This is a genomic window from Membranihabitans marinus (assembly GCF_019802045.1).
Classification (GTDB): domain Bacteria; phylum Bacteroidota; class Bacteroidia; order Chitinophagales; family Saprospiraceae; genus Membranihabitans; species Membranihabitans marinus_A.
In genome coordinates this window covers 274,953-300,068 of sequence record NZ_JAHVHU010000008.1, presented here as the reverse complement: position 1 = coordinate 300,068, position 25,116 = coordinate 274,953, and the positions used below count along the sequence as shown (strand labels likewise).

The following is a 25,116-nucleotide window of genomic DNA, read 5'->3' as shown; positions in this document are numbered from 1 at the left end:
AATTGAGTCTAGTAACTCGTCTACTTTTTGGTTCTTCATAATTTTTAATATAAGATTTACAAATCATGAATCCCAATGATCGGGGGCGGAAAAATGTAAAAAAAATTTTTCAGCCCCCCGCCCCCGGCCGGGGGCGGGGGGCTATACACAAAATACTTTACAGTCCCTGGTGGTATGCTATTTCATTATTAATGGGTAAAGTACGAAGATATTCCAACTGGTCATCAAACAGCTTTATTACCTCACTACCTCCATCATAGACATATACCTGTTTGGCCTCTCTGTCAAAATACATTGAATAAGTGTCAATGACTTCTCCAGGCCCTTTTCCAATATGCAACTTGGTAATAAAATTTCCATTCTCATTAAAGTGATATAGATTGTTCGTAAAAATATGATCAAGTATGTAAATACCACTATCTGATAAAACTACCTTATAAAATTGACCAAATACCGATTTATCTTTTGTTTCCAGTGGAACTATTTTATCGATTTGCAGAGACTTCACTTCTGTTTCCTCCGGAACTAACACTATTACAGGCTTTAATTTTTCTTCCTTTAAATCATTCTCACTTCCACAAGAAAAAAAGAGGATAAATAGAACTACTAAATATGTATTCATCTGATGGCTTTTATAATTTAATTATTTACAATCACCTTGACCAAGACTATGGTTTAGTTTACAAAAGATAATATGTAGCATTACTTGAGTAACTTTAAAACGTTAGAACTTTCTATTTTTTATATACAGCAGGATTACCAAACGAAAATTATTGTCTCTCCCACACCCTCTCTCCTCCCACCCACGTCTCCAAAACCTGCGCATCAAGAATATCCTTGTTCATACATTTCATCAAATCCGTATCGACGACCATAAAATCCGCCCACTTTCCCGGCTCTAGACTTCCCGTCTTATCTTCCAGTTTACAGGCATAAGCATTCCATATTGTCAGGGATCGCAGCGCTTCCTCCCGGGTCATGCATTGCTCCGGATAAAAAGCTTCTGCTTCGGGTGATGATTTGCGAGTCACGGAAGCGTACAAATTCTCAAATGGATTCACACGCTCCACCGGTGTGTCGGTACCATTGGCAATGCGGGAATTCTGGTCAATCAAAGATCGCCAAGGATAAGCACCCTCACGTGCCAATTCTTCTCCGATCTTGGGTTCCACCATCGGTGCATCCGATGTACAATGAATCGCTTGCATGCTGGGAATCACGCCAAGGTGAGCAAACCGACCAATATCATCCGGCTGAACGATTTGAGTATGTTCGATCCGCCAGCGCAGATCTTGGTTCATCGCATTATTTTCATTAAAAAGATCTTCATAAATATCGAGCATGACCCGATTTCCCCGGTCACCAATGGCATGGACGCAGTACTGAATTCCCAGATCGATGCATTTTTGGCCCATAGCTTTCAAGGTAGTTGTATCGACCACATTTTGTCCTTTCCACCCCGGCTGATCCTGGTAATCATTGATCATCCAGGCCCCATTGGACCCCAGTGCACCATCCACAAATGCTTTCGACGCCTTCAGATACAACCGGTTATCTTCCGATTCATAGGGCACTGCCCCATCGAAAGCCCCCTCAAGCATCGACAGCCCGGAAGCCATGGCCCAGATGCGTAAATTCAATCCTTTTTTTTCGTGATAATTCTGATAGGTCTTTAATTCTGACGGACCAATCCCTGCATCCACAAAAGTCGTAATCCCGTAAGATAAACAACGATGCGCAGCGGAATCCAGATACTGCTCCAGGATAGCTGCTTTTTCTTTCTCAGATCGTTCATTTTTCCACGCATTGTAGGGTGTCATCACCAATCCCATAGCATTTTCTTCCAGCATACCCGTAGCATGGCCATGGTCATCCCGAACTATTCGCCCGCCGTCTGGATCGGGCGTATTTCCGTCTACCCCGGCGAGTTCCAGCGCTTTTTTATTAGCCATCAAAGCATGGAAACTCGAGTGCTGAAGAACCACCGGCCGGTCCGGAAAGAGTTCATTCAACTGGGTATTATCCGGGTATCCCTCGATGACACGCTCCGGTTGTGCTGACCAGTGATTGGGATGCCAGCCTTTGCCCAACACCCATCCCTCGCCCGGTTGGTCGGAGGCAAATTCGACCGTCTTATCCAATACAGCACCCCATGATGGCAATCCGGAAATATCCAGGCCGCAAACGACCTCCCCCAAAGACATAAAGTGACCGTGTCCCTCGATTAGTCCCGGAAACACAACCTGGCCGTTCAAATCGATGGATTCATAATCTTTCCCGGCCAATTGTTCTTTGATATCGGCGACACCCACGGCCCGGATCTGGCCTTTTTCCACGATCATTGTCGAGAAGATGCTTGACGAACTATCCATGGAATAGATGTGACCATTGTAAAAATAAGTGATCTGGGGGTTTTGTGGTTGATCCGCTTGGCAACTTATAATGATCAGAGAAAGAAACACAGTGAACAGAACAAAATGGAGAGATTTTTTTTTCATAAGTACTTCATAATGTGTAGACAAAATATTGAGCTAGGATCGATAACTTTTCGACCTTCTTGCTAACTCCTCAGTGTTCCATTGTGTGATATTCAAGCGAATGAATCTATCCGGGCATAATCAAATTCACTTTTCCACCGCTCCGGGATTTCACCGTATTTAAAGGAACCATATGGCGTGGTCGGATACATGGTCTCGAAAGACTTTACTTCATAGGTATTTATCCGCCGAAACACATCCTTACGTAAGATATCCGAAGGTGTCCGTTTGCCAGATGACCCCAGTAGCTCCACAAATTTTGACACTGTATTAAGATGAAAATTAGCGACACGTTCGGTCTTGTCTTTTACCTTGAGTCCAGCCACGAGTTCTTTGTCCTGGGTGGCCACGCCGGTGGGACAGGTATTCTTATGGCATTCCAAAGCCTGAATACATCCCAGCGCAAACATCATCCCCCGCGCACTGTAACACGCATCAGCTCCGAGTGCCATTGCCCGGTATATCCCGAAACCAGTCATAATTTTACCACTGACCAACAAGCGGATTTCATCGCGAAGACCAAATCCGCGCAGCATATCATGCACAAATGTAAGCCCTTCCAGCAGCGGCATCCCCATCGAATTCGTATATTCTAACGGTGCAGCCCCGGTCCCTCCTTCACCACCATCCACACTGATAAAGTCAGGCAAAATCCCCGTTTCCAGCATGGCCTTGCAAATGGCGATAAATTCGGAGGGTCTACCGACACACAATTTGAAACCCACCGGTTTTCCAAGAGAAAGATCACGTAATTCCTGCACGAATTCCAACAATCCGACCGGTGAATCAAAGGCAGTATGGTAGGCGGGTGAATGAACCGCAATGCCCGGAAGAATATGACGAATTCGGGCAATTTCTTCCGTATTCTTGGTGGCCGGCAAAAGCCCCCCATGCCCGGGCTTGGCTCCCTGAGACAATTTGATTTCGATCATTTTAACATTATCCATTTCCGCTTTATCCTTAAATAGAAGCGGATCAAAATTTCCTTTTTCATCCCGGCAGCCAAAATACCCGGTTCCAAATTGAAAAATCAAATCGCCCCCGGGCGTAATATGATAAGGACTGATTCCACCCTCACCGGTATTGTGTGCAAAACCAGCCTTTTGAGCACCTCCATTTAGTGAGAGGATTGCTCTGTTGCTCAGCGATCCGTAACTCATTGCTGAAACATTGAAAATACTCAGTTCATAGGGTTGCATGCAATCTTTTCCACCCACACGAACTCTCGGATGCGGATTTAATTCGTTGATGGGAATCGCTCCAATACTGTGGGTGATCCATTCGTACCCCACTCGGTAGACATCGAGCTGGGTACCAAAAGGTGTAGTAGATATTTCATTCTTCGCACGCTGGTAAACGATGGAACGAAGCATTCTGGGTATCGGCGTACCGTCCGTCTCCGATTCTATAAAATACTGGTATATTTTAGGGCGCAACTCTTCAAAAATATACCGTCCACGGCCCAGAATGGGAAAATTACGCATGATTGCGTGCCGACTCTGCAACATATCATAATATCCCAACAACAAGATGGGGAGCAGCACAATCAAAGACCATATAACAGGCGGCCATATGTATTGATAGATTCCGAATACCAGCAATAAAGATACTATCGAAAAAAATACAAATTCATTTCTCATGAAATATTCGTAGATTAGTTTGAGTTATTGACCTCACTAATGCTTTATACCAGACACAATAACTTTCAAAAATTAAAGCAGTAAGATAGAAGAATCTTTTTAAAATATAATATATCATACTATGAAATTGGTACACACCACACAGGATCGAATCACGGCAAACATAATCAAAGCAGAGCTGGAAAACAACAACATCGAAACCGTTATCATGGACAAAAAAGACTCAGCGATCAACAGTTTTGGGTTTCTGGAAATTTACGTAACAGACCCCGAATTTGAACTAGCTAAAAAGGTGGTTCACGAAACATTAGAGGAACATGCAGAGGAATAATTAAAGGTTTGTACAAATTTTGAATCAATTGCAGAACAAATCTTTTGAATACCCTGTTCATTCCATGAGAATTATTATCTAACATATAATGATCACAAACTCATCAGATATGAATACGAAAGCTAATTCATCACGAATGACCTTAACTGAACGTGAAAAAAACGTTCTATTCAATAAAGGAACCGAACGACCGGGTACGGGTCAGCTCTTAAACCATGAGGCTCAGGGACTATACCTCTGTAAGAATTGCCTGACTCCACTGTATAAATCCGAAGATAAATTCCATTCACATTGCGGGTGGCCGAGCTTTGACGATGAAATCCAGGGAGCGATTAAAAGAGAGACTGATGCAGACGGTCGCCGGACTGAGATCCTGTGCAGCAACTGTGATGCACACTTGGGGCATGTATTCCAGGGAGAACGACTGACGGATAAAAACATCCGACATTGTGTGAATTCGCTGTCGATGGTATTTATCTCCAAAGAGGATTACAACGAAGGAACAATTAATGAAGAAAAACTGATCAGAGGGTAAGTTTGATGGTTGATGGTGAATGGTTGATTATTAATGGTGAATGGTTGATCGTTGATGATGTAATAAATGTAAAAACTGGTTTGACTAGTTTGATAGGAATTGCGTCTTATCAATCCATATCACCAACTTTGCTGGTCTCCAGCCTAAAAACTAATTAAAATACTGTCTACAGACTATATACTATCCACAATAAACTAAAAATCCACCGTTCTCGGAACCAGAGGATTCTCCCATATCGCCTGGGCATTGGGTATTAGTTGTCCATCTTTCCGATAGGAAATCATGGCATTATAAGACTGAATAGTGGGATATGTCACCTCAGACTTTGCGACGTGATCAGATAATGGAAGTGTTTGTGGCTTATACTCCGAAGAATTTACCTCATATTTACCGGCCTGGTAGGCCATAAGCACTACAAAAACAGCAGCCGCCCAACCCACGACTGTATTTCGACGGTTTCGGCGAAGTCGTCGATCACCATCAAGGTTTGTTTCTATTTTTTGCCATACCCGATCGGAAGGATGGGCAGTGGCTTGACTTACTTTATACTGCAGATTTTTCTTGTACTTCATCCTTGACTTTAATATTTTTTTTTAATATCTCCCGCAATTTCCGCTTGGCCATGATCAGTTGAGACTTCGAGGTATGTATGCTGATATCGAGTTCCTCAGCGATTTCCCGATGCTTAAGACCTTCGATTTCGTAGAGATTGAATACTGTGCGGTAGCCATCGGGTAATTCCCGGATTACCTCCATGATTTCATCTGCACTCATCTTATCGATCACTTCCGGATCCAGTTCGATATCAACTTCATCCAGCGGAATATAAAGATGTTGCTTTTTTTTCTGTCGCAAGATCATGAGACATTCATTGACAACAATTCTTTTCATCCAGCCTTCAAAACTTCCTTTTTCTTTAAAGCTTTTTACTTTAGTAAAAATTTTTATAAACGCCTCTGCAACAGCATCTTCGGCTTCGTGAATATTTTTCAAATAGCGCATACCAATCGCCATAAAAAGCGGGCTGTACTGATCATACAACGCTTTTTGAGCAGTACGGTTTTTCTTCTTAATCCCACGAAGTATATTCTCCAATTCCATAGTCTACATCTATATAGATGCTGAAAATGGGATTTTTGTTGTAAAATATCTAATTTAAGCCTCTTTTTAAGCCATTTTGAACGAAGCTCATGATCATACATTCGATTTTGGACAATGATTTTTACAAATTCACCATGCAAAATGCGGTCATCAAACACTTTCCTGAGGCCCATGCCGAATATCAGTTCATCAACCGGGGAAATCATGAATTTCCGGCTGGGTTCGGACAAATGCTTCAGGATGAGATCGCGCATCTTCCGGAATTATCACTTCGTGATGACGAATTGGAATTCCTACGAATAAACTGTCCCTACCTGGACCCGGCCTACCTTGATTTCTTAAAAGGATACCGGTACAATCCTGCCGAAGTACAAGTTAATCAAACAGGCAACCAGCTTGAAGTTTCTGTTAAAGGCCCCTGGTACCGAACCATTTTGTGGGAAGTGATTATCATGTCTCTGATTTGCGAATTGTATTATAAAGAAAGCCAAGAAGACAGGTGGTCTATAGAAAAAATTAAAAAGGTGGCGGAGGAGAAAATGACTCACTATGCCAACCGAGGCTTGGCCATTGCAGAGTTTGGAACCCGCCGACGTCACTCCCTGCAGGTTCACGAAGAGGTCGTTCAGACATTGAAGAAATATGGGGGTAAATACTTCAATGGTTCGAGTAACGTACACCTGGCACACAAATACCAGTTGCGACCAATCGGGACCCATGCCCACGAATGGTTTATGTTTCACGCTGCACGGTATGGGTTCAAAATGTCGAATACGATGGCTCTGGAGCATTGGGTGGATGTATATCGGGGGGATCTTGGGATTGCATTGTCGGATACGTACACCTCTGAAGTGTTTTTTGAGAGTTTCGATAAAAAATTCTCAAAATTATTTGATGGGGTGCGTCATGACAGCGGTGATCCGGTTGAGTTTGCCAAGCAAACCATACAGCATTACGAATCCATGAAAATTGATCCCTTGACCAAGACCATTATTTTTTCAGATGGACTCAACCCCAATAAGGTAGATCGCATTGCGAATTTTTGTCGTGGGAAAATCGGCATGAGTTTTGGTATAGGCACGAATTTCACCAATGATACCGGCCTGGAAGCGCTGAATATCGTGATTAAGATCACTGCTGCCAAACCTTTTAACAGAGGCTGGATTCCAACGATCAAATTGTCCGATGAACCGGGAAAACATTCCGGGGACCAGGATATGATCGAACTCGCCAAAGCACTGATCAAGGCGCAATATTGACGTAATTAGTTCTACTTCGCACGGTTGCATTGACGCCCAACACCGCACCTCCGCGAACCACATATGACCCCGGGTGACCAATACATCCGAATGAAATGTCTGTGATCGCAGTTTAAGTGAGATACTATTCCTATTTTTGTCGTTTATTGCAATTCAGAAAAACAATTACTATTATGCGGCAAAACGCAATCGGATTCTTTGCATTACTGATTTTAACCAGCCTGTTCACCGCCTGCGACAGCGCAAAAACCGTTCAAGAACCAAATTTAACGGATATGTCCGTGGATTCTATTAAAATCTCTGACCCCAATTCTTTCGCCAATTTCAATGAAGTGCGGGTTACGCACCTCAACTGGAGTGCCGGTGTGAATTTTGACCAAAAAACAATCAATGCCCGGGCAATCTGGACAATTGAAAGAGTCGGAAATAACGATGAACTCATTCTCGACACCAAAAACCTCAACGTCCACCAGGTGTGGCTCAATGACACGGAAGAAGTGGAGTTCCGTATGGGAAAAGGCAATAATCTTTACGGCCAGCCGCTCATCATACCATTGAAAGAAGATACCAAAACCGTCAAGATTGCCTATTCGACCAATCCAGAAGCCGGAGCTTTGCAATGGCTGGATCCGGTACAAACCGCCGGAAAAGAAAAACCATTTCTTTTCACTCAATCTCAAGCGATTCTGGCCCGAACCTGGCTGCCGTGCCAAGATGGTCCCGGGGTCCGATTCACCTACGATGCCACGGTGACGGTACCCTCCGGATTACTGGCACTTATGAGCGCAGAAAACCCTACCGCTAAGAAAGAAAACGGGAGTTACACTTTTAGTATGGACCAGCCCGTACCATCCTATCTGATGGCGCTGGCTGTGGGTGACCTGGAATATAAAAAACTCGGAGAAAAATCGGGGGTCTATGCCGAGCCATCAGTACTTCCCAAAGCCGCCAATGAATTTGAGAATATCCCGGAGATGATTCGCAACACTGAAGCGCTTTACGGTCCCTACCAATGGGGGCAATACGATGTTCTTGTCCTTCCACCCAGTTTTCCTTTTGGGGGCATGGAGAACCCTCGACTTACCTTTGCCACCCCGACCATTCTGGCCGGTGACAAATCATTGATGGGACTGGTCGCGCACGAATTGGCGCATAGTTGGAGCGGTAATCTGGTGACCAATGCCAACTGGGAAGACATCTGGATCAACGAAGGATTTACGACCTACATCGAGCATCGGATCATGGAAGCATCCCGAGGGCGTGAGTACTCTGAAATGCTGGCTAGTCTGACTTACCAGGATCTGATCAAAGAGATCGAACAACTCAACGACGAAGGTCGTGCTGAAGATACACGACTGCACATCAATCTGGAAGCACGAGATCCGGATGAAGGATTAACAGGGATACCTTATAATAAAGGTTATTTGTTTCTTAGAAAAATAGAAGAAACCGTAGGACGGGAAACCTGGGATGCCTTTTTGAGTGCGTATTTTTCAACGTACACCTTTCACTCTATAAACTCCAGCACATTGGTGGACCTTTTGAATACGTACATCGTGGCTGACGACAGCGATTTGGCTGACACGTTGAAGATCGACGAATGGGTATATGGAGAGGGACTTCCCGACAATGCACCAGTACCGGTCACAGAACGGTTCCAAAAAATCAATACATTGTCGAACGCTTTTATCCAATCCGACGATATCACTGAATTGACAAATGCTGCAAGCGAATGGACCACCCACGAATGGCTGCATTTTATCAATAATTTACCCAATGATATTTCCATAGAAAAGCTTCAAAAGATTGATGAAGTCTTTGACCTGACCCATTCCAGCAATGCTGAAATTCAAGCGGCCTGGTATTTGGTTTCCATCCGACAGGATTATGAAGTCGTGTACCCCGAAGTAGAGGACTTTCTGATCCATGTCGGCCGGCGTAAATTTTTGACGCCGCTTTACACAGCTTTGGTACAAACGGATAAGGGGCGAAAATTAGCAGAGAAAATTTACAAAGAAGCCCGCCCCAATTATCATCCGGTTTCCTATCAGACGATCGACAAAATAGTGTCAGAGGATAGTTTGTAGTTTCTGGTTTGTAGTTTGAAGTTTGAAGTTTGAAGTTTGAAGTTTGTAGTTTGTAGTTTGTAGTTTGTGGTTTGTGGTTTGTGGTTTGTGGTTTGTGGTTTAAATTTAATAAATCATGTTGAGCGAATTGAGTTTAAAAAATATAAAATTTGTGGTCCACCACTGCTAATAACAGATAATCGGTAACGAATAACTAGTAACCTCAAAAATGGATATACTGTTGCTCATACTAGGAATCATTGCACTAATCATCGGCATCATCGGAAGTATCCTGCCGGTATTACCGGGGCCTTCTGCTGCCTGGTTTAGTCTGTTGCTGCTCCATTGGACCGACTACGCTGATTTCAGTTCCGGATTTTTAATCACGACCGCCGTCCTGGCCATTCTCACAATTGGCTTGGATTATTTGATTCCAGGATGGGGCAGTCGCCATTTCGGCGGGAGTAAGATGGGCGAGAAAGGGGCTTTGGTAGGAACGTTTGCCGGATTATTGCTGGGGCCATTCGGGATCATTCTCGGGCCGTTCGTAGGCGCTTTCCTTGGAGAAATGTTGTACGATCGGCGAGAGGTAACCCGGGCACTTCGAGCGGCCTGGGGATCTTTTGTTGGCTTCCTGGCTGGCACGGGAATCAAATTGATCTTGTGTTTGGTTTTTGCATGGTATTTTGTGATGGCGGTGCTGGGGTGAGAAGCGTAGTTCCGTCCCTATGGGACTCCATTTTTACAACACCCTATCACCAGGGTTTTACAACCCTGGCTAGGACCTATCGTCCCTATGGGGACTATACAGGAAGTGTAAAAACCTGACGAGATTAGGAATCGGTCACATCTTTTTTGACACGAAAAAAGGTGCGTTAAAGGAGGATCTTCCCTTTCAGATGAATAGGGTATTAACTGTTGAAATGGGCTAATATAACGCTTCCTGCGCCACACGGAATTTGATTGTTCACTCCTTAGTTCTGGAGGAAAAAAATACGTTTTCATATTGCCCGTTGATCGGCACAAATTTCATCAACATAATAGACCATGCTCTGCCATAATTTTTTGGCAGATGGCCGGCGTGACAGGATCCTACCAGGCACAACAACTACTGCACTGATCGGTGTAATCTGCGGGAAGTATTGATCGTGCATTCCCGAGACGCAGATTAATCTTTTTTCTGCTCAAATCATTTCCTCTGATAAACTTTCAATACTAATGTCTGCAACTGCAGCTTTCCTCCATAAATGAATGGCTCTCTTCATGCCACGGAAAGGCCTCATTGTAGGTTTCAAACTCCCAATAGAAGGGCAACCGCTCTTTTTCCCGGTGCCCGATTTCATTCATGGTGTCAGCATTGTATAATCGGCCATTCAACATCACCTTTTCGATGGATAAGGTATTTTCAATATCGTCCAGCGGATTCTTGCGAAGAACCAGCAAATCTGCCAATTTTCCTTCTTCCAGTGATCCGATATCCGCACCGGCGCCTATATATTCCGCACCATTGATCGTCGCGGCCCGCAACACTTCCATCTCAGCCATGCCACCCTGCTGAAGCATCCAGGTTTCCCAGTGCGCCCCAAGTCCCTGAAGCTGTCCGTGCGCCCCCATATTGACCTTCACTCCGGCCTTACTCAAGTCGTTGGCTGTTTCAGAAACTAAAATGTGTCCGTTTTCATATTCTTCCATCGGGACCATCGTTCTGTGCCGCGACCGACTGTCAATGATCCGTCGGGGGGTAAAGTTCAACAGTTTTTCATTCTTCCACACGTCGTCTCTCTGATAAAAATAGTACTCCCCATTCATCCCACCATAATTCACGATGAGGGTCGGCGTATACCCTACCTGGCTGTGACTCCACATTTCGACAATATCCCGGTAAACGGGAGCCACCGGAATATTATGTTCGATGCCGGTGTGCCCGTCGATGATCATCGTCATATTGTGAAAAAATGTAGAACCGCCTTCGGGTACTACATTAATCCCTTCTTCCCGGGCAGCTTGCAGTACCTGCTGACGCTGGTCCCGTCGGGGTTGATTGTAACTTTTGACACTTTGAGCACCAAACGCTTTGGTTCGCCGAATACTGCTTCTCGCATCATCCAGATTGTTTATGACTGCCTTGAAATCACCGTCTGCACCGTACAGAATAAAGCCGGTGGAATAAATCCGTGGGCCGGTGATCTGACCTGCTTTCTGCAGTTCCGACAAGGTAAATACGGTTTCTGTATTAGCAGACGGATCATGTACCGTCGTCACACCAAATGCCAGATTGGCCATCAACCGCCAGTTTTGCTGCGTAATCAATCCCTGGCGAAAAGCTCCAATGTGCGCATGGGCGTCGACCATGCCAGGCAGAATGGTCTTCCCCGCTAAGTCATAAATAATGGCATTTTTAGGAATATCTACCGATGTCCCTATCTTCTCGATCCGATTGTCACGGATCAATATTGTACCCTGGTTAATCACTTCATTATCCGGATTCATGGTGATCAGCCGGGCGTTTTTCAGAGCGATTACTCCGTTGGGTTTGTCGACCTCAACAGTCAGATCGATGGGCGTCCCGGTTTTCGCCATGGGTGGTAGACTATCTGGCGAACCCGGAAGAAATGCAAATCGATTTTTCAGTTCATTGACAAAGTACTCGTCCCCCAAGGTCCAGTAGATGTGCTCGCTGTCCGGTGACCAGTGGAGGTTAATTCCGGCATCTTGGGCAATCTGTGAAACCGGTACATAGCTGGATGAATTATCCAGATCGATGGTTTGACCGTTCATTACCAATGGTGCTACATATGCTTTGTGCAAATGGGTAAACGCAATCCATTTATTATCCGGACTCGGCACCAGTCGATTCGCGTACTTCGAGGTAACATGAATCTTTTCATCATTTCCCTCTAGATCGACGCTGATCAACTTTTTCGTCAGCGCACCAAAGAAAGTACCGCCGGTCTGAAGGAAAATCCGGTTCCCTGTTTTATTAAACATCGGATACGCTCCGTGATCGGTCACCTTACGTTCATTCGAGCCATCGACATCCATCAGGTAGATGCCCGGATTGACAGTATAGGTAAATCCCTGGTCTGTGTTTCCATTCTCTTTTTGAAATACGACATGCTGTCCATCCGGAGAAAAAGAAGGTGTGCGATAAATCCCTTTCTCGGTAGTCAATTGTTCTGAACTACCGGACGATAGATCCAATAAATGAATGGCGCCTTTCTCCCGATCATTCCAAGTCACATACAACAAGCGATTCCCGTTCGGAGAAAAAGCGGGCTCAAATTCAAAGTCACTTTCATCAGTCAGTCGTTCGGGTTGCCCGTCAGGCAAGGATTTTTTCCAAAGATAACCGACCGACTGAAAAACCAGCGTTTTACCATCCGGTGACGTCACGGCATCCCGGATCATCTGCGATGTAAATTCATCCGATGGTATCGGGTTGTTAAAATGAACCCGTTCAGCGATATCGATTTTCACATCTGCCGTAAAAGGAATAATCTGTACTTCCAGGGTTTTGATATCGATACGATTAATTTTGCCGCCGCTCCAAAAAATGATTTCGTTGTTTTCCGGCATCCATGCCATGTTCGGGTACACTCCAAAGATGGCCCACGCCTCCTGTTGATCCTTATCCAGCTGATCATAGATCGGCCATTCTTTTCCGGTAGAAAATTCATGGATATACAACACACTTTTTGTCCGAACCCGCTTGACATAGGCCATCATCGACCCATCCGGAGAAATGGTTGGTCTCGCTGCGCCACCCGGACCTCCGGTTACGGTTTTTGTTTCACCGGTCTCAAAGTCATACCGTTTGATTACATATATCTGGCTGTTGGGGTCTTTGTTGTACTGAAACTGTCCCCCGGGATACATATCTTCACTGTAGTACAGGTATCGGCCATCCGTTGACATAAACGGTTCATTCACATCCTGCTGATCGTTTTTTCTTTTGGTCAATTGAAGGCCGCTCCCACCGGTGATGTGGTATTGCCACATTTCTCCGGCGCCCAGACTTCGCTGTGAGCTAAAATGTTTTCGGGCAATCAAATAATTCCCATTGGGCATCCAGACGGCATTATTCAGTAAACGAAAATCCTCTTTAGTCACCTGCCGAGCTTCGGTACCATCTGCGTTCATGACCCAGATATTATCCCCACCACCGGCATCACTGGTAAATGAGATCATCGACCCATCCGGTGAAAAACGAGGTTGTATCTCAAAAGGAATCCCCGTGCGCAATGGAGTCGCTTCACCACCGTCAATAGACAACGTATAGAGATCACCCAATAAATCAAAAACAATCGTTTGACCATCCGGACTGACATCCAGATTCATCCAGGTCCCCTCATCCGTCGTGAAGTTATGTGGTTTGTATTGGAATTCTTCACCGGGATTGGAGACATCCCACTTGGATTTATCGTTCGTTGTTTCCTGACCGAAAACACCCCATGAACTGACCAGTAGAAGGAGCAAAATGATGACTCTCATAAGTAAACTATTTTATTTTCGCCCAAATATAAGGTAAATTAGCACGATCAGGAGATCCAAGAATAACCGAGGCTATGCTAAAACGTATGAGAATCTCCTTTGCCCTTTCTCCTTGCCCCTTTTTCCTTTCTCCTTTCCCCCTATTTATCCCTCTCTAGCAGTTTATATAATTCCTCGAATTGAAAGACTGACAGGTCAGTCGGCACCGCACAATGCAGTTTCAATGGTGAGGCCAAATTCTCCCCAAAAAACCATTCTAATCCAGACGCTGTCAGGTTATTCCCCGAGCCACCTTTCAGCTTGGGTTTTTGAGCTTCCTCGCTTTGAGCTTTGAGCTTTCAACTTCCTCGCTTGGGGCTTTGAGCTTAGTCCTTTCAGCTTCCTTGCTTTGAGCTTCCTCGCTTTGAGCTTTAATTACTCGCTCTCGAACTAATCAACCGTCCAAAAAAGATGGAATTAGCAAACAGTTTATTGGTACCATACCAAAATGCCCGAAAATTGGGGTTATCGGCAAAATTGATGATCCGTCCCGAACCGATCGCTGCCACCTGAACCGCACTGCTTCCACTGAATAATTTTATATTGGATTCATGCAAATATCCACTCCACAAAGGATCATCCGCATATACGATGGGATTTTTGTACGCCAACGGATCGACCTCAAAAACATGATTCCCTTTTTTGAATAATGGCAGGACGTCCTCTAGGTATCCAAAATTGAGCGGATGAGAACGATCAATTTTAGTTTTTACTATAGCACCACCGGTCACCCGGGCTCCGTATAAATCACTCATCTCATCATAGCCGGCACTGGTCGTGTCGATCGATACAGATTTCTTGTATTTGAAATGGCCCGGAAATTGCCGATCTGCCCAGCGTCCAGCGGATCCCTGTACAATAAAGGTACCACCCCGAGAAATCCATTGCTGTAATTTCTCTTTGGACACCCCACGGATTGATCCGGCGGTCAAAACAAGCACATTGTAATCATCCAGGTTATACGAAGAGAAATGTTCTCCGTCCAGTCTGGTTACCGGAATATGATAGCGGGTGTCCAGCAAATGCCACACCTCGCCGGAAGAATAAGCGGATGCCCCGTTCCCCACGATGAGACCAATTTTTGGCTTAACGACCTTTGCAAAATTCCGGGAGCCCAAATTGACCATACCGGTCGCACCGGTTGGGATACCTATGACCGGTACACCTTCCTGCTCCACGGCTGCTTTCAAGATGGATTCGATTGTTTCTTTGTCCTGGTTTTGGATGGGAATCAATACGCTGCCATAGTTAAAGTGATGACCATCATAAGTAAATGGCTGAGTACCCACGAATGCCCGGATCCCCTCATCAAGAAGCTGGTACAAAACCCGGGGAGCCAGATAATGCTCCCAAGGAAGGATATACGCATAGGTGGAAGTGGTGAAGGTCGCTTTTTCACCGGAAACTGGTTGGAGAACTTTCTCCAGACTTGACGGTTCCTGAACCAAGTCGTATGGGAGATCAAACGCCAGTGGTAATGTCCACGCAGATACATCATAAAACAGACTATCCTGGAAAGTGGTATTCGTTTCAAAAATGGTTCGGATGAGTTGTTTCTGGCGCTGATCCAGGGGTACATAATACGCATCATCGGCAGAATAACTATGATCACCGTGGGTCAGTTCTTTCGTGAGCCGAAAGATATTGATGTCATGCAATTGCAGTATTTTAGCCAATTCCTGCGTCTTGTGCGGATAGCTCTTATGGCCAAAAACATAACCTTCCGATCCGGAATAATCCTGTGAGTGGAAAAAGTCACGCTGGTACTTTTGGAGATCATTCTTCAGAGAAAGTCCGGCCTGAAGCGTGGATAGTGAGGTCACGAACTGATTGCGGATCGTGAAAGGAAAGGTCAATATTCCATGATCGGAATGTTGGATGTGCCCCCGTGAACTGCCCTGCTCAAACAAAATTCCTATACTGCCCTGAATATCCGGATAGGTCGATCCCTTGCCGTAGTAAAAATCATCAAAACTCTCTTTGGAGTAGTATAAGGAACCCATGCTGTCCAAAGCCGCTGCATGGAAGGTTCCGATTTCTTCCGTCAAATCCTGATTAATCTGAGGCGTCAGCGGATTGGTCCGGGAAGGAATACCAGGCTGAAAAAAGAAGGTTGAATTCGTTCCCATTTCATGATGATCGGTAAGGATGTTCGGACGCCACATCTGATACAGCTTGATTTTCACTTGACTCTCCGGTTGCTGAACCGGTAGCCAGTCCCGGTTCAGATCAAATCCATAATGATTGGTCCGACCGCCGGGCCACACCTCATCGTACTCCCGGTCCTGATTGTCAGGATTGAGTGTTTTACTTTTATTCATGTTTACCCAGGACGAAAAACGCTGCATGCCATCCGGATTGAAACTCGGATAAAAGATAATCACTGTGTTATCTAATATTTTCAGAATCTCCGGATTGTCCGAGGCAGCGAGGTAGTACGCCACCAGCAAAGCGGCATTGGATCCGGAAGCCTCGTTGCCATGAATGGAATAGCCCTGCCAGACCACTAACGGGAGTTCCTCTTGTGGGGCGGTCTGATCAGACATGGGATCGGACCAATTCAACTGATTTTGCCGGATTTCTTCCAATCGCTGCAGGTTGTCGGGACGGGAAATATACAAATGCACCAAAGGCCGGTCTTCGTGGGACTTTCCCATCGAATGAAACTGAATCCGATCCGACTCCTCGGCAAGTTTTTTCATATAGTACACCTGCTGAGTATGGGTCACGTGCCACTCCCCGATTTGAAAACCCAGAAACTCCTCTGGCGTCGTGATTTCCGGATTCAATGTTTGGACATCCGGCAAAAAATAGGACAGATCCTTTTGACTCTTTACTGAATAAGAAAGCAATACGGCTGATACAATAAAAAAGAACCGGGCAAACGTAATAATTGAAGATGTGATTTTCACTTTGAAATATTTAGTGGAAAGGAAAGATACTCTAGCCAGCGCATAATTCAAAGTAGCCGGTTGATTTTATGGCCAATATCGTAGAACAAGTTCATCCCCCCCTTTATAATCGGGATTATTAAACCAGAAGTGATATCGTTTGTTTGATAGTATAAATCGTCCTAATAAGCGCCTGATTTTAGCATGGACAATTTTCAACCGATCCCATTTTTATAAATAATCCAACGAATCACCCCACGACCATATAACGGTCGTTTAAATACGAGTATGATAACTACCAACCAAATCGTAAATTCTAAAACCATATTTACCAGGCAACAAGACTATTTCCGTTCAGGCGCCACCTTGCCCATCGATGCGCGGAAAAAGACTTTGAGAAAACTAAGAACCCTTCTCCAGGACCATGAAACGGTACTCAATGAAGCCATATACAAAGATCTTCGTAAATCATCGTTTGAAACCTACGCCACGGAGATTGGTCTCATTTTTGATGAAATCAATGTTCAGCTGAAATCGATAAAAAAGTGGAGTCGTCGGACCCGGGTCCCCACCAATATGGCCAACATCCCGGGTAGCAGCTATATCCAGCCGCATCCATATGGGGTTTCCCTGGTCCTGGGAGCGTGGAATTATCCGTATCAACTGAGCCTGGCGCCGGCGATTGATGCATTGGCTGCCGGGAACACTGTGATCCTAAAACCGAGTGAGATAGCGCCCCATTCCTCCAACGCCTTGGCAAAACTGATCAATGAACACTTCCCGAAAGAGTTATTTACAGTTATAGAAGGTGATGTGGATGTGGCCAGCGAGTTGCTGGAACTTCCCTGGGATAAAATATTTTTCACCGGCAGTCCACGGGTTGGCAAGATCGTGATGAAAGCTGCGGCAGAACATTTATCGGATGTCACCCTGGAACTCGGGGGAAAAAGTCCGGCACTAATTTCGGACGCCCTTTCAATGGACGTGGCGGCCAAACGGATCATCTGGGGGAAGTTTACCAACTGCGGTCAGACCTGCATTGCCCCCGATTATGCCCTGGTTCATGAATCGGTGATGGACGAAATGTTGTTAAAGTTCAAAGAGCAGATCGATGAAATGTATCAGAGCGGACAGGCCGACGAAGAGTATGGACGAATTATCAATGAGGAACATTTTGACCGGTTGGTCGGGTATCTGAACCAGGGAAATATCTATACCGGTGGACATCACGAAAGGGCCGATCTTTGGATAGAGCCAACAATATTGACAGAGGTTGATGAATCCGCTTCGGTCATGCAGGAAGAGATTTTTGGTCCCATATTGCCTGTTATTCCATTTAGCAACTGGGACGAAGCGCTTGAAAAAGTACGGAGTAAGCCACATCCCCTGGCTACATATGTTTTTTCGAATCGAAAATCTGAACAAAATAAAGCCAGTGATGAGCTCCAATTTGGTGGTATGACCATCAACGATACCATGCAACATATTGCCAATCCAAATCTTCCCTTTGGTGGTGTAGGTAATAGTGGTATAGGATCCTATCATGGAAAATGGGGATTTGATGCCTTCTCACACTACAAATCCGTCCAGAAAAAAGCGACCTGGATGGATGTGCCGCTGAAGTATCCACCTTACACCTCGTGGAAGGAAAAGATCCTGAGGCGAATTCTGAAGTGATTATTGGAAACTCTAATTTCCTTATATTAGCCCTTCAAACAAAATCAACATGAAATTAAACTTTCTAATCACATTTTTCATTTTCGCTTGTCTTTTTCCAATAGCTGTGCACGCACAGCCATCAACCGACCTTCAATGGTACGACCCGGTTCAGGAAGATAACATTCAGTTCCACGGTCAGGGATGGGAACACACCGATCTGGCTTCCCCCTACGACCGATTGCCCGCCAAAGCAGAACAAACCGTACGAAAAGCGGTCTGGAATCTGTCGCGCCACAGCGCAGGGATTTATCTTACTTTTTCTACAGATGCACCGGAAATCATCGTTCGTTACCAAACCACCAGCAGTCGCCTCGAAATGCCCCACATGCCTGCCACCGGCGTCAGTGGTCTGGATCTGTATGTCGATTATCAGGATGACGGTGGGCTTATGTGGTGCCGGGGCAAATACTCTTTTAAGGATACGATCACCTATACTTATTCTGCATTGAACAGCCGCCACCCGAAACCTGGAAAGATCTATGATTACCGCCTTTTTCTGCCCTTGTACAATGGGGTGAAATGGATGGAAATAGGTATTCCGGAATCAGCTTCTTTTTCAAACTCCAAATCAAAACCGAATCAACCGATCGTGGTGTATGGCACCTCCAGAGCGCAAGGCGGGTGTGCTTCCCGGCCAGCCATGGCGTGGTCGTCGATCCTTCAGCGGGATCTGGACAACCCGGTGATTAATCTGGCCTTTTCAGGCAATGGACAATTAGAGACCGAAGTAATCAGCCTGATCAATGAAATTGATGCCCGGCTCTATATTCTGGACTGTCTGCCCAATCTGGGTAGTCAGAAAAACTTCCCAGATGAAGAATTAAAAAAACGGGTCCGTCAATCTGTGGAATCCTTGAAAAAAGCGCATCCCAATACACCCGTATTACTGACGGACAATGCTGGATATTCGGATGAACCGGTCTCCGGACACATTCATGACGTCGTCGTCCGGGTGAACGGAATTCAAAAAGAGGTTTATGAGGAACTCAAAGCAGAGGGGATCTCCGATTTGTTCTATCTCACCAATGAAGAAATCAATATGTGTATGGATTGCACCGTAGATGGGACCCACGAAACAGACCTCGGAATGACCTATTATGGACTGGCTTATGCAAAGAAAATCCGGGAAATTTTCGACGAAGGGCATTGATTGGCAGATACTATTAATCTCATTTGTACTCAATTGAAAATAACACAATATAATCGTTGCCTCTTACATTTATTTCCTTCTGAAAAATATTTGAACCACCCTCATGGTCTATGTAATCCGCCAGTTCCTGAGCACCCACTGTCAAAACAAAAGTATTGTCATCAATGCTACCTTTCAGTTGTCCTTTGGGTAAATTCATATTTTCCGAGGTGATTACTGAATCATGATTTGACAAGCGTCCACAATATGCAATAAAGATGTGGTTGATATTTCTATATAATCGGGGTGATAAAAAACCAAAACCATGTTCAAAACTAAGATGGTCAGGTTGAACATCTTACGGAGTTTAATGCATTAACATTCCCGACCCCGAATGGCGCCTGCCGGCTTATTCGGGGTTATTTACTTTCAATAACTCCGGTTTTGTTTGGTATGAAGTCTGTTCAATATGAGACCGAATAGATTAGAATTTCACGATAAATAGAGATCATCACTATTCAGAACCCCGGATGGGGTTCAATGTGAATAACCCCCGGCAAGCGTAGTGCAGCCGGGGGGATACAGACCATCCCCAAAGAGAACCCCGTATGGGTTCAAATGAATAGCTTTAAAGCGAAAATGAAAAGAGTGTTTATAGAGAATGAATTTAAAATTGTTTCAGCAAAATGGTGAAAATTTGGGCTCCTGGAAATAGGTTTGATTTCCAAGTCGTGCATTCTCTTAGTCTAATCGACCGATTTAGAACTATTTTATTTCGTTCTGGAATTCATTTTGGACGGATATAATAGTACAAAAAGTAAATCGATTTTGATTATTTTATAGAGGTGTAGTCAATTTTGTTGATCATCTTCGGACTTCAGTCCTTTGATGCTTCGAGTAAATGGTCATAGGCCAGCACTTGTTTAGCGTATCAATGCTGCGTAGGAAGGGCCTCCGGGAAGAAGGAGCTCCTGCTCCTTGGAAAGCTTTTTTGCCCAAGAGCTGGAGCTCTTGCTTCCCGGAGCACAAAACACGATAAACAAGTAAATTGGCCACTTGCGCCACCGTTCTCCGTTGCTGACCACATGCTGAGATGAAGGGTGATGGATCCTCCGGGAGCTTTTGATCGTTATAGAAAATAAAGGATTGATGCACCGCGTGTATGACAACTGTATCTCATTAACCTAAGTTGTTTTACCAACAATTTTATCATACAGCTGTAGTTATAATGACAAGTATAAAAACAAAGTAAAATGAGTAGAATAAATGTCATCTGGTTGGTCGTATTCGTATTTGGGATCATGTCTTGTAAAGACCAGGGTGATTCCCCGTCTGGAAAAATTGATAATCAGGCGCACGATATTGTTTCCAAAGCCATAGAGGCCATGGGCGGTCATCAACTGGATCACGCCAAAGTGACTTTTGATTTCAGGGATCAATCGCTCAGTTACTACAACAAAAATGGCCAATTCCGGTACACTAGAACATTCCCAGATACCGCCGGCCACATCATCAAAGACACCTTGACCAATGACGATTTTGTCCGATATAAGGATGGTCAGAAACTGGATCTTACTTCTGAGGAAAAGGAAGCCCTGAAAGGGGGTGTGAACTCCATCATTTACTTTGCTTTTCTGCCCTACCGCCTCCAGGATGCCGCCGTGATCAAGGAATACATAGATCAAGTTAATATCAAAGGCAAGCCTTACGAAAAAATAAAAGTATCCTTTGAGCAAGAGGGCGGTGGAACCGATCACGAAGATGTGTACTACTATTATTTTGATCCGGAGGATTACAGTCTGGATTATCTGGCCTATGACTTTCATGTGAATGATGGCGGAATCCGATTCCGGTCTTCCTACAATGAAAGAACCGTCGATGGACTCACTGTCCGGGATTACATAAACTACATGGCCAATCCGGATTCTGTGGACTATTCCCGCATCGAACAATACTACGACGACGATGAACTCAAGGAACTTTCCAGGGTTGAGCTGAAAAATGTCAAGGTGGAACCACTGAAATAGTGAGGATGATAAGGTGTAAACCTCCTGGATCGCCCGATCAGGCTTTATACTCAGGATTCTTCATCCACCATACCTCAATGCAGACTGTCCTACGAGCTAATCAATCAAATGCGCAAAGAATATAATTTCAGTTTTAGGCAGGAATTGCTTTTATTTGAAGATGCTTGCCTGCACAACCATAGTACGCCCGGATAAAAACAACACTCGTTCTAATGCAATACGAGGTATTGATCAATCCACTTTGTTGCTGCGTCAACAAAATAAAACCGGACTATTTCGATTTCTGTTCTTGTTTTGTACTCTTTTTTTTACAACTGGCACTTCTCTTCTTTCCGCCCAAAACTTTGGTGGCGTCCCGCCCGGGAAAGCCTGGAAAATCAAAGGAAACGAATACATCGATGTGATCTACAACCAAAGCGGTTCACATATAGCGGATACCGTTCTTTTGCTGGTCAACTGGGTGAATAAATTTGACCCCTATTCACTGGGAAGTAAACGGGAACACGTCAACATCGTTCTGCGCAATGAAAACCTGGCGACCAATGGCTTCGTTGGCTATATCCCGTTCCGGTCTGAGTTCTACCTGTCCGGTGCTCAAAACCCGAATGTTTTGGGGTACAACGACTGGATCCGGCTGCTGACTCTACACGAATACCGGCACGTGATCCAATACAGCAATATGCGCTGGGGCATCTCGCGCATTGCCCGGGATATTTTTGGGGATGCTGCACAGGCCGGCGTTTTTAATCTCCTGGTCCCGGATTGGTTTTCAGAAGGCGATGCGGTGTTTTTTGAATCCCAGGTGACTGGGGGTGGCCGCGGACAACTGCCGGCTTTTTCTGCGGACTTTAGAGCCTTATTACTGGAAGATGAAAAATACTCGTACTGGAAATACCGCAACGGGTCATTCAAAGACCTCGTACCCAATAAGTACGTCCACGGTTATATGATGACCGGTTTTGGTTATAAGAATTATCAAGAACATTTTTGGCGGGATGTGCTTCATGAAACTTCGCAGCTAAAAGGACTCATACTCCCATTCCGCAAAGCAATCCAAAGAAATTCCGGATTAAAGCTCCCCGATTTTCACGATGCGATGATGGACGAGTATCAACGTTATCTGTATGACAAAATGGAGACGACACACCCCCCATCCGAGGAATTACTGCCCACTTCCGAAAAGATCAAAAACGAAATCCAACTTCTCATAGATTCTGCCGGCACGAAATATCTGCTGGAAAACAGTTATGATGAAATCAGTACCGTCTACCGGCTTGAGGGTAGTAAGAAAAAAAAAGCATTTAGTCTGGGGCGTACCAATGATCCATACCTGACACTGCGGGGTAACCGGATCTATTTCACCAATACCGAAGTTGGGTCCCGCTGGACCAACAGAGAATTCAGTGATATCTATTATTATGATTTGGTGAAAAACAAGGTGCATCGGGTCACCCGTCACAAAAAATACCTGGCGGTGGACTACCAACCAGGTACAGGTCGGTATCTTGCTGTAGAAGCCGGTAAAAACGGAACCAATAACATCGTCTCTTTCCGGGAAGGAGACGATCAGGTCGACACCCTGCTCCATGATAATAACACTTACTATTCGTATCCACGCTGGATGAGTGCATCGGGCGATGAGTTGATCTTCACTGGACGAAAGTATGGGAAAATGTCGCTGAGCACCTATGATATCTCCAGTAATGTATCCCAATATTTAGTGGGTCCGGTCCACGAAACCATCTCCAGACCTTTTGTCACCCCTTCTTGTATTTATTTTTCATCATCAAAATCGGGGATTGACAACATCTATTATTATGATCTTAAATCAGCAGAGGTGATCCCGGTGACGAAGGATATCATCGGAGCATACAATCCGACTATTCAATCCTTAAATAATTACGATGAAGACGAAAAGTTGTTCTTCAGCGCAAAAACGGCGTCCGGCCAACGGATTCAATCCATTCCATTGTCCAGGAAACAGCTTCGTTCCGCTTCGAACAATTCGGTGCCTGAATATACCCCCTTGTACGTTACCACGAACGCGGAAGGACTGAAAATGGATCTAACACCCGAGGATACCATCGCGATCGGAAAAAAATATTCACCCGCCAGGCATCTCATCCATTTTCACAGCCTTTATCTGGAACCTTCTTCTTCCCAACCCAAACTGTCACTACTTAGCAATGACTATCTGAACACCACAAAAGCAGGGGTGTACGGAAGTTACCTCCGGACAGATGAATCGTTTGAGTTTGGAGCAGAAATGACCTATGCAGGCTGGTATCCGGAATTGACCTTGAACGCGAATCACAGGTTCAACCGCAAATTGAGGTTCCAGCTCGATGACATCATCTATACCTTACCCAAAACGGAGACCTCCATCAACGCCAATGCTTCCGTCCCCTTGAATTTTTCCCGGCGTCATATGACACATTTTCTTCGATTTACCGGACAATATGGGTGGACCAAAGAGCACTTTGACCCCACTGCGATGGAATTGCCTCCACAGGTGAAGTTGGAGCCCCGATTATTCCAATCCGGTTTATTTAATGTCGACTGGACGTTTCGTCGACAAATGGCGTATCGGGACATTTTTCCAAAGTGGGGTGTAACGGGCAACCTTTTAGCCAAGAGAAGCTTTAGTCCGGGAGAAAGCTGGTTGCTGTATGGCGGTCAGGACTACTATTTACCGGGATTGTTCCGCAACGACGGATTTAAAATCGATTGGCAGCTTCAGCGCAACAGCCGTCTGGCGAATAATTTTCTCGCCTTCGAGCTTCGAACCACCCACAATCTGGATTATGATTACCAAAACTTCCACACCGGGGGTATCCTTAAATTGAATTATCTATTCCCCCTCGCCTACCCCGAAATCGTGATACCGCATGTGCTTTATACCAAGCGAGTTGCGGTCAATCTGTTCACCGAATATTTCCAATCAAACACTCAAAGTAAAACCTGGACCGGGATGGATGTATTTCTCACGGCGCGCTATTTTAATTTATTTGATTTCACGGCAGGTTTACGCATTTCGAGGCAATGGAATCAGGAATCCGAGCCCTGGTCGTGGAGTGCGGTGTTTTTGCATGATTTGTAGGTTCCGGGAGAAAGGAGCTCCAGCTCTTTGGATAATGCATAATTTGCCTTCCCTACGAGCTATACATTGGGATTACACGGACAAAACACTGCCACCGCCCCGATAGTTCTGAAAGAACTGAGTGGTTCATGAGCCCCGGTAGCGGCGATCTTTAGTCGCCGATATTTTCATTTTTAAAAAATGAAAATATAATGATGCCCAATCACATTAAAGATAGTGGAGCGTGCTTTATACCAACTATCGATACGCAC

The 25,116-nt window shown here is 45.0% G+C and carries 17 protein-coding genes; 9 read left to right on the top strand and 8 right to left on the bottom strand.

Annotated features, from left to right (window positions below; all coding sequences use genetic code 11):
* Positions 1–157: 157 nt before the first annotated feature.
* From KUV50_RS10005 to KUV50_RS09995, 3 genes are all read right to left on the bottom strand, one after another.
* Positions 158–622, bottom strand: coding sequence for a 6-bladed beta-propeller (locus KUV50_RS10005; protein ID WP_222580000.1), 465 nt, complete (start codon positions 620–622; stop codon positions 158–160).
* A gap of 148 nt (positions 623–770) precedes the next feature.
* Complete coding sequence (locus KUV50_RS10000) at positions 771–2,498, bottom strand: amidohydrolase (protein ID WP_222579999.1); 1,728 nt, start codon at positions 2,496–2,498, stop codon at positions 771–773.
* A gap of 92 nt (positions 2,499–2,590) precedes the next feature.
* Positions 2,591–4,177, bottom strand: coding sequence for an FMN-binding glutamate synthase family protein (locus KUV50_RS09995; RefSeq protein WP_222579998.1), 1,587 nt, complete (start codon positions 4,175–4,177; stop codon positions 2,591–2,593).
* A gap of 121 nt (positions 4,178–4,298) precedes the next feature.
* Between KUV50_RS09995 and KUV50_RS09990 the strand changes: the two genes are divergently transcribed.
* Both KUV50_RS09990 and KUV50_RS09985 read left to right on the top strand, forming a co-directional pair.
* Positions 4,299–4,508 carry a DUF2007 domain-containing protein gene (locus KUV50_RS09990; RefSeq protein WP_222579997.1) on the top strand — a complete coding sequence of 70 codons (210 nt, stop codon included), beginning with the start codon at positions 4,299–4,301 and terminating at the stop codon, positions 4,506–4,508.
* Positions 4,509–4,617: 109 nt separating this feature from the next.
* Entirely contained in the window at positions 4,618–5,043 is a 426-nt protein-coding gene (locus tag KUV50_RS09985) for a methionine-R-sulfoxide reductase (protein WP_222579996.1), read from the top strand.
* 194 nt (positions 5,044–5,237) lie between these two features.
* Here the strand turns inward: KUV50_RS09985 and KUV50_RS09980 are convergent, their stop codons facing one another.
* Positions 5,238–5,615 carry a hypothetical protein gene (locus KUV50_RS09980; protein ID WP_222579995.1) on the bottom strand — a complete coding sequence of 126 codons (378 nt, stop codon included), beginning with the start codon at positions 5,613–5,615 and terminating at the stop codon, positions 5,238–5,240.
* Complete coding sequence (locus KUV50_RS09975; RefSeq protein ID WP_222579994.1) at positions 5,587–6,144, bottom strand: RNA polymerase sigma factor; 558 nt, start codon at positions 6,142–6,144, stop codon at positions 5,587–5,589. Before KUV50_RS09975 ends, KUV50_RS09980 begins: the two co-directional genes overlap by 29 nt.
* Before the next feature lie 89 nt (positions 6,145–6,233).
* Between KUV50_RS09975 and pncB the strand changes: the two genes are divergently transcribed.
* The 3 genes from pncB to KUV50_RS09960 all read left to right on the top strand — a co-directional run bounded on the left by pncB (position 6,234) and on the right by KUV50_RS09960 (position 10,178).
* Entirely contained in the window at positions 6,234–7,403 is a 1,170-nt protein-coding gene (gene pncB, locus KUV50_RS09970) for a nicotinate phosphoribosyltransferase (protein ID WP_222579993.1), read from the top strand.
* 173 nt (positions 7,404–7,576) lie between these two features.
* A complete protein-coding gene (locus tag KUV50_RS09965) occupies positions 7,577–9,490 on the top strand; it encodes a M1 family metallopeptidase (RefSeq protein ID WP_222579992.1) in 1,914 nt (637 codons plus the stop codon).
* Positions 9,491–9,710: 220 nt separating this feature from the next.
* Positions 9,711–10,178 (top strand): DUF456 domain-containing protein, encoded by a 468-nt coding sequence (locus KUV50_RS09960; RefSeq protein WP_222579991.1) that lies wholly within the window; start codon positions 9,711–9,713, stop codon positions 10,176–10,178.
* A 506-nt stretch (positions 10,179–10,684) separates the two neighbouring features.
* Here KUV50_RS09960 and KUV50_RS09955 read toward each other — a convergent pair.
* Positions 10,685–13,960, bottom strand: a complete 3,276-nt coding sequence (locus tag KUV50_RS09955) for an amidohydrolase family protein (RefSeq protein WP_222579990.1) — start codon at positions 13,958–13,960, stop codon at positions 10,685–10,687.
* Between the two features lie 410 nt (positions 13,961–14,370).
* Positions 14,371–16,911: a M14 family metallopeptidase gene (locus tag KUV50_RS09950; protein WP_222579989.1), complete on the bottom strand. Its 2,541-nt coding sequence runs from the start codon at positions 16,909–16,911 to the stop codon at positions 14,371–14,373.
* A 267-nt stretch (positions 16,912–17,178) separates the two neighbouring features.
* Between KUV50_RS09950 and KUV50_RS09945 the strand changes: the two genes are divergently transcribed.
* Together KUV50_RS09945 and KUV50_RS09940 are read left to right on the top strand one after the other, a co-directional pair.
* Positions 17,179–18,567 carry an aldehyde dehydrogenase gene (locus tag KUV50_RS09945; RefSeq protein WP_222579988.1) on the top strand — a complete coding sequence of 463 codons (1,389 nt, stop codon included), beginning with the start codon at positions 17,179–17,181 and terminating at the stop codon, positions 18,565–18,567.
* A 49-nt stretch (positions 18,568–18,616) separates the two neighbouring features.
* Positions 18,617–19,759, top strand: a complete 1,143-nt coding sequence (locus tag KUV50_RS09940; RefSeq protein ID WP_222579987.1) for an SGNH/GDSL hydrolase family protein — start codon at positions 18,617–18,619, stop codon at positions 19,757–19,759.
* 19 nt (positions 19,760–19,778) lie between these two features.
* Here KUV50_RS09940 and KUV50_RS09935 read toward each other — a convergent pair whose 3' ends face one another.
* A complete protein-coding gene (locus KUV50_RS09935) occupies positions 19,779–19,958 on the bottom strand; it encodes a hypothetical protein (protein ID WP_222579986.1) in 180 nt (59 codons plus the stop codon).
* Between the two features lie 1,033 nt (positions 19,959–20,991).
* Between KUV50_RS09935 and KUV50_RS09930 the strand changes: the two genes are divergently transcribed.
* Positions 20,992–21,765 carry a DUF6503 family protein gene (locus tag KUV50_RS09930; RefSeq protein WP_222579985.1) on the top strand — a complete coding sequence of 258 codons (774 nt, stop codon included), beginning with the start codon at positions 20,992–20,994 and terminating at the stop codon, positions 21,763–21,765.
* A gap of 160 nt (positions 21,766–21,925) precedes the next feature.
* Complete coding sequence (locus KUV50_RS09925) at positions 21,926–24,865, top strand: hypothetical protein (protein ID WP_222579984.1); 2,940 nt, start codon at positions 21,926–21,928, stop codon at positions 24,863–24,865.
* Positions 24,866–25,116 lie beyond the last annotated feature (251 nt).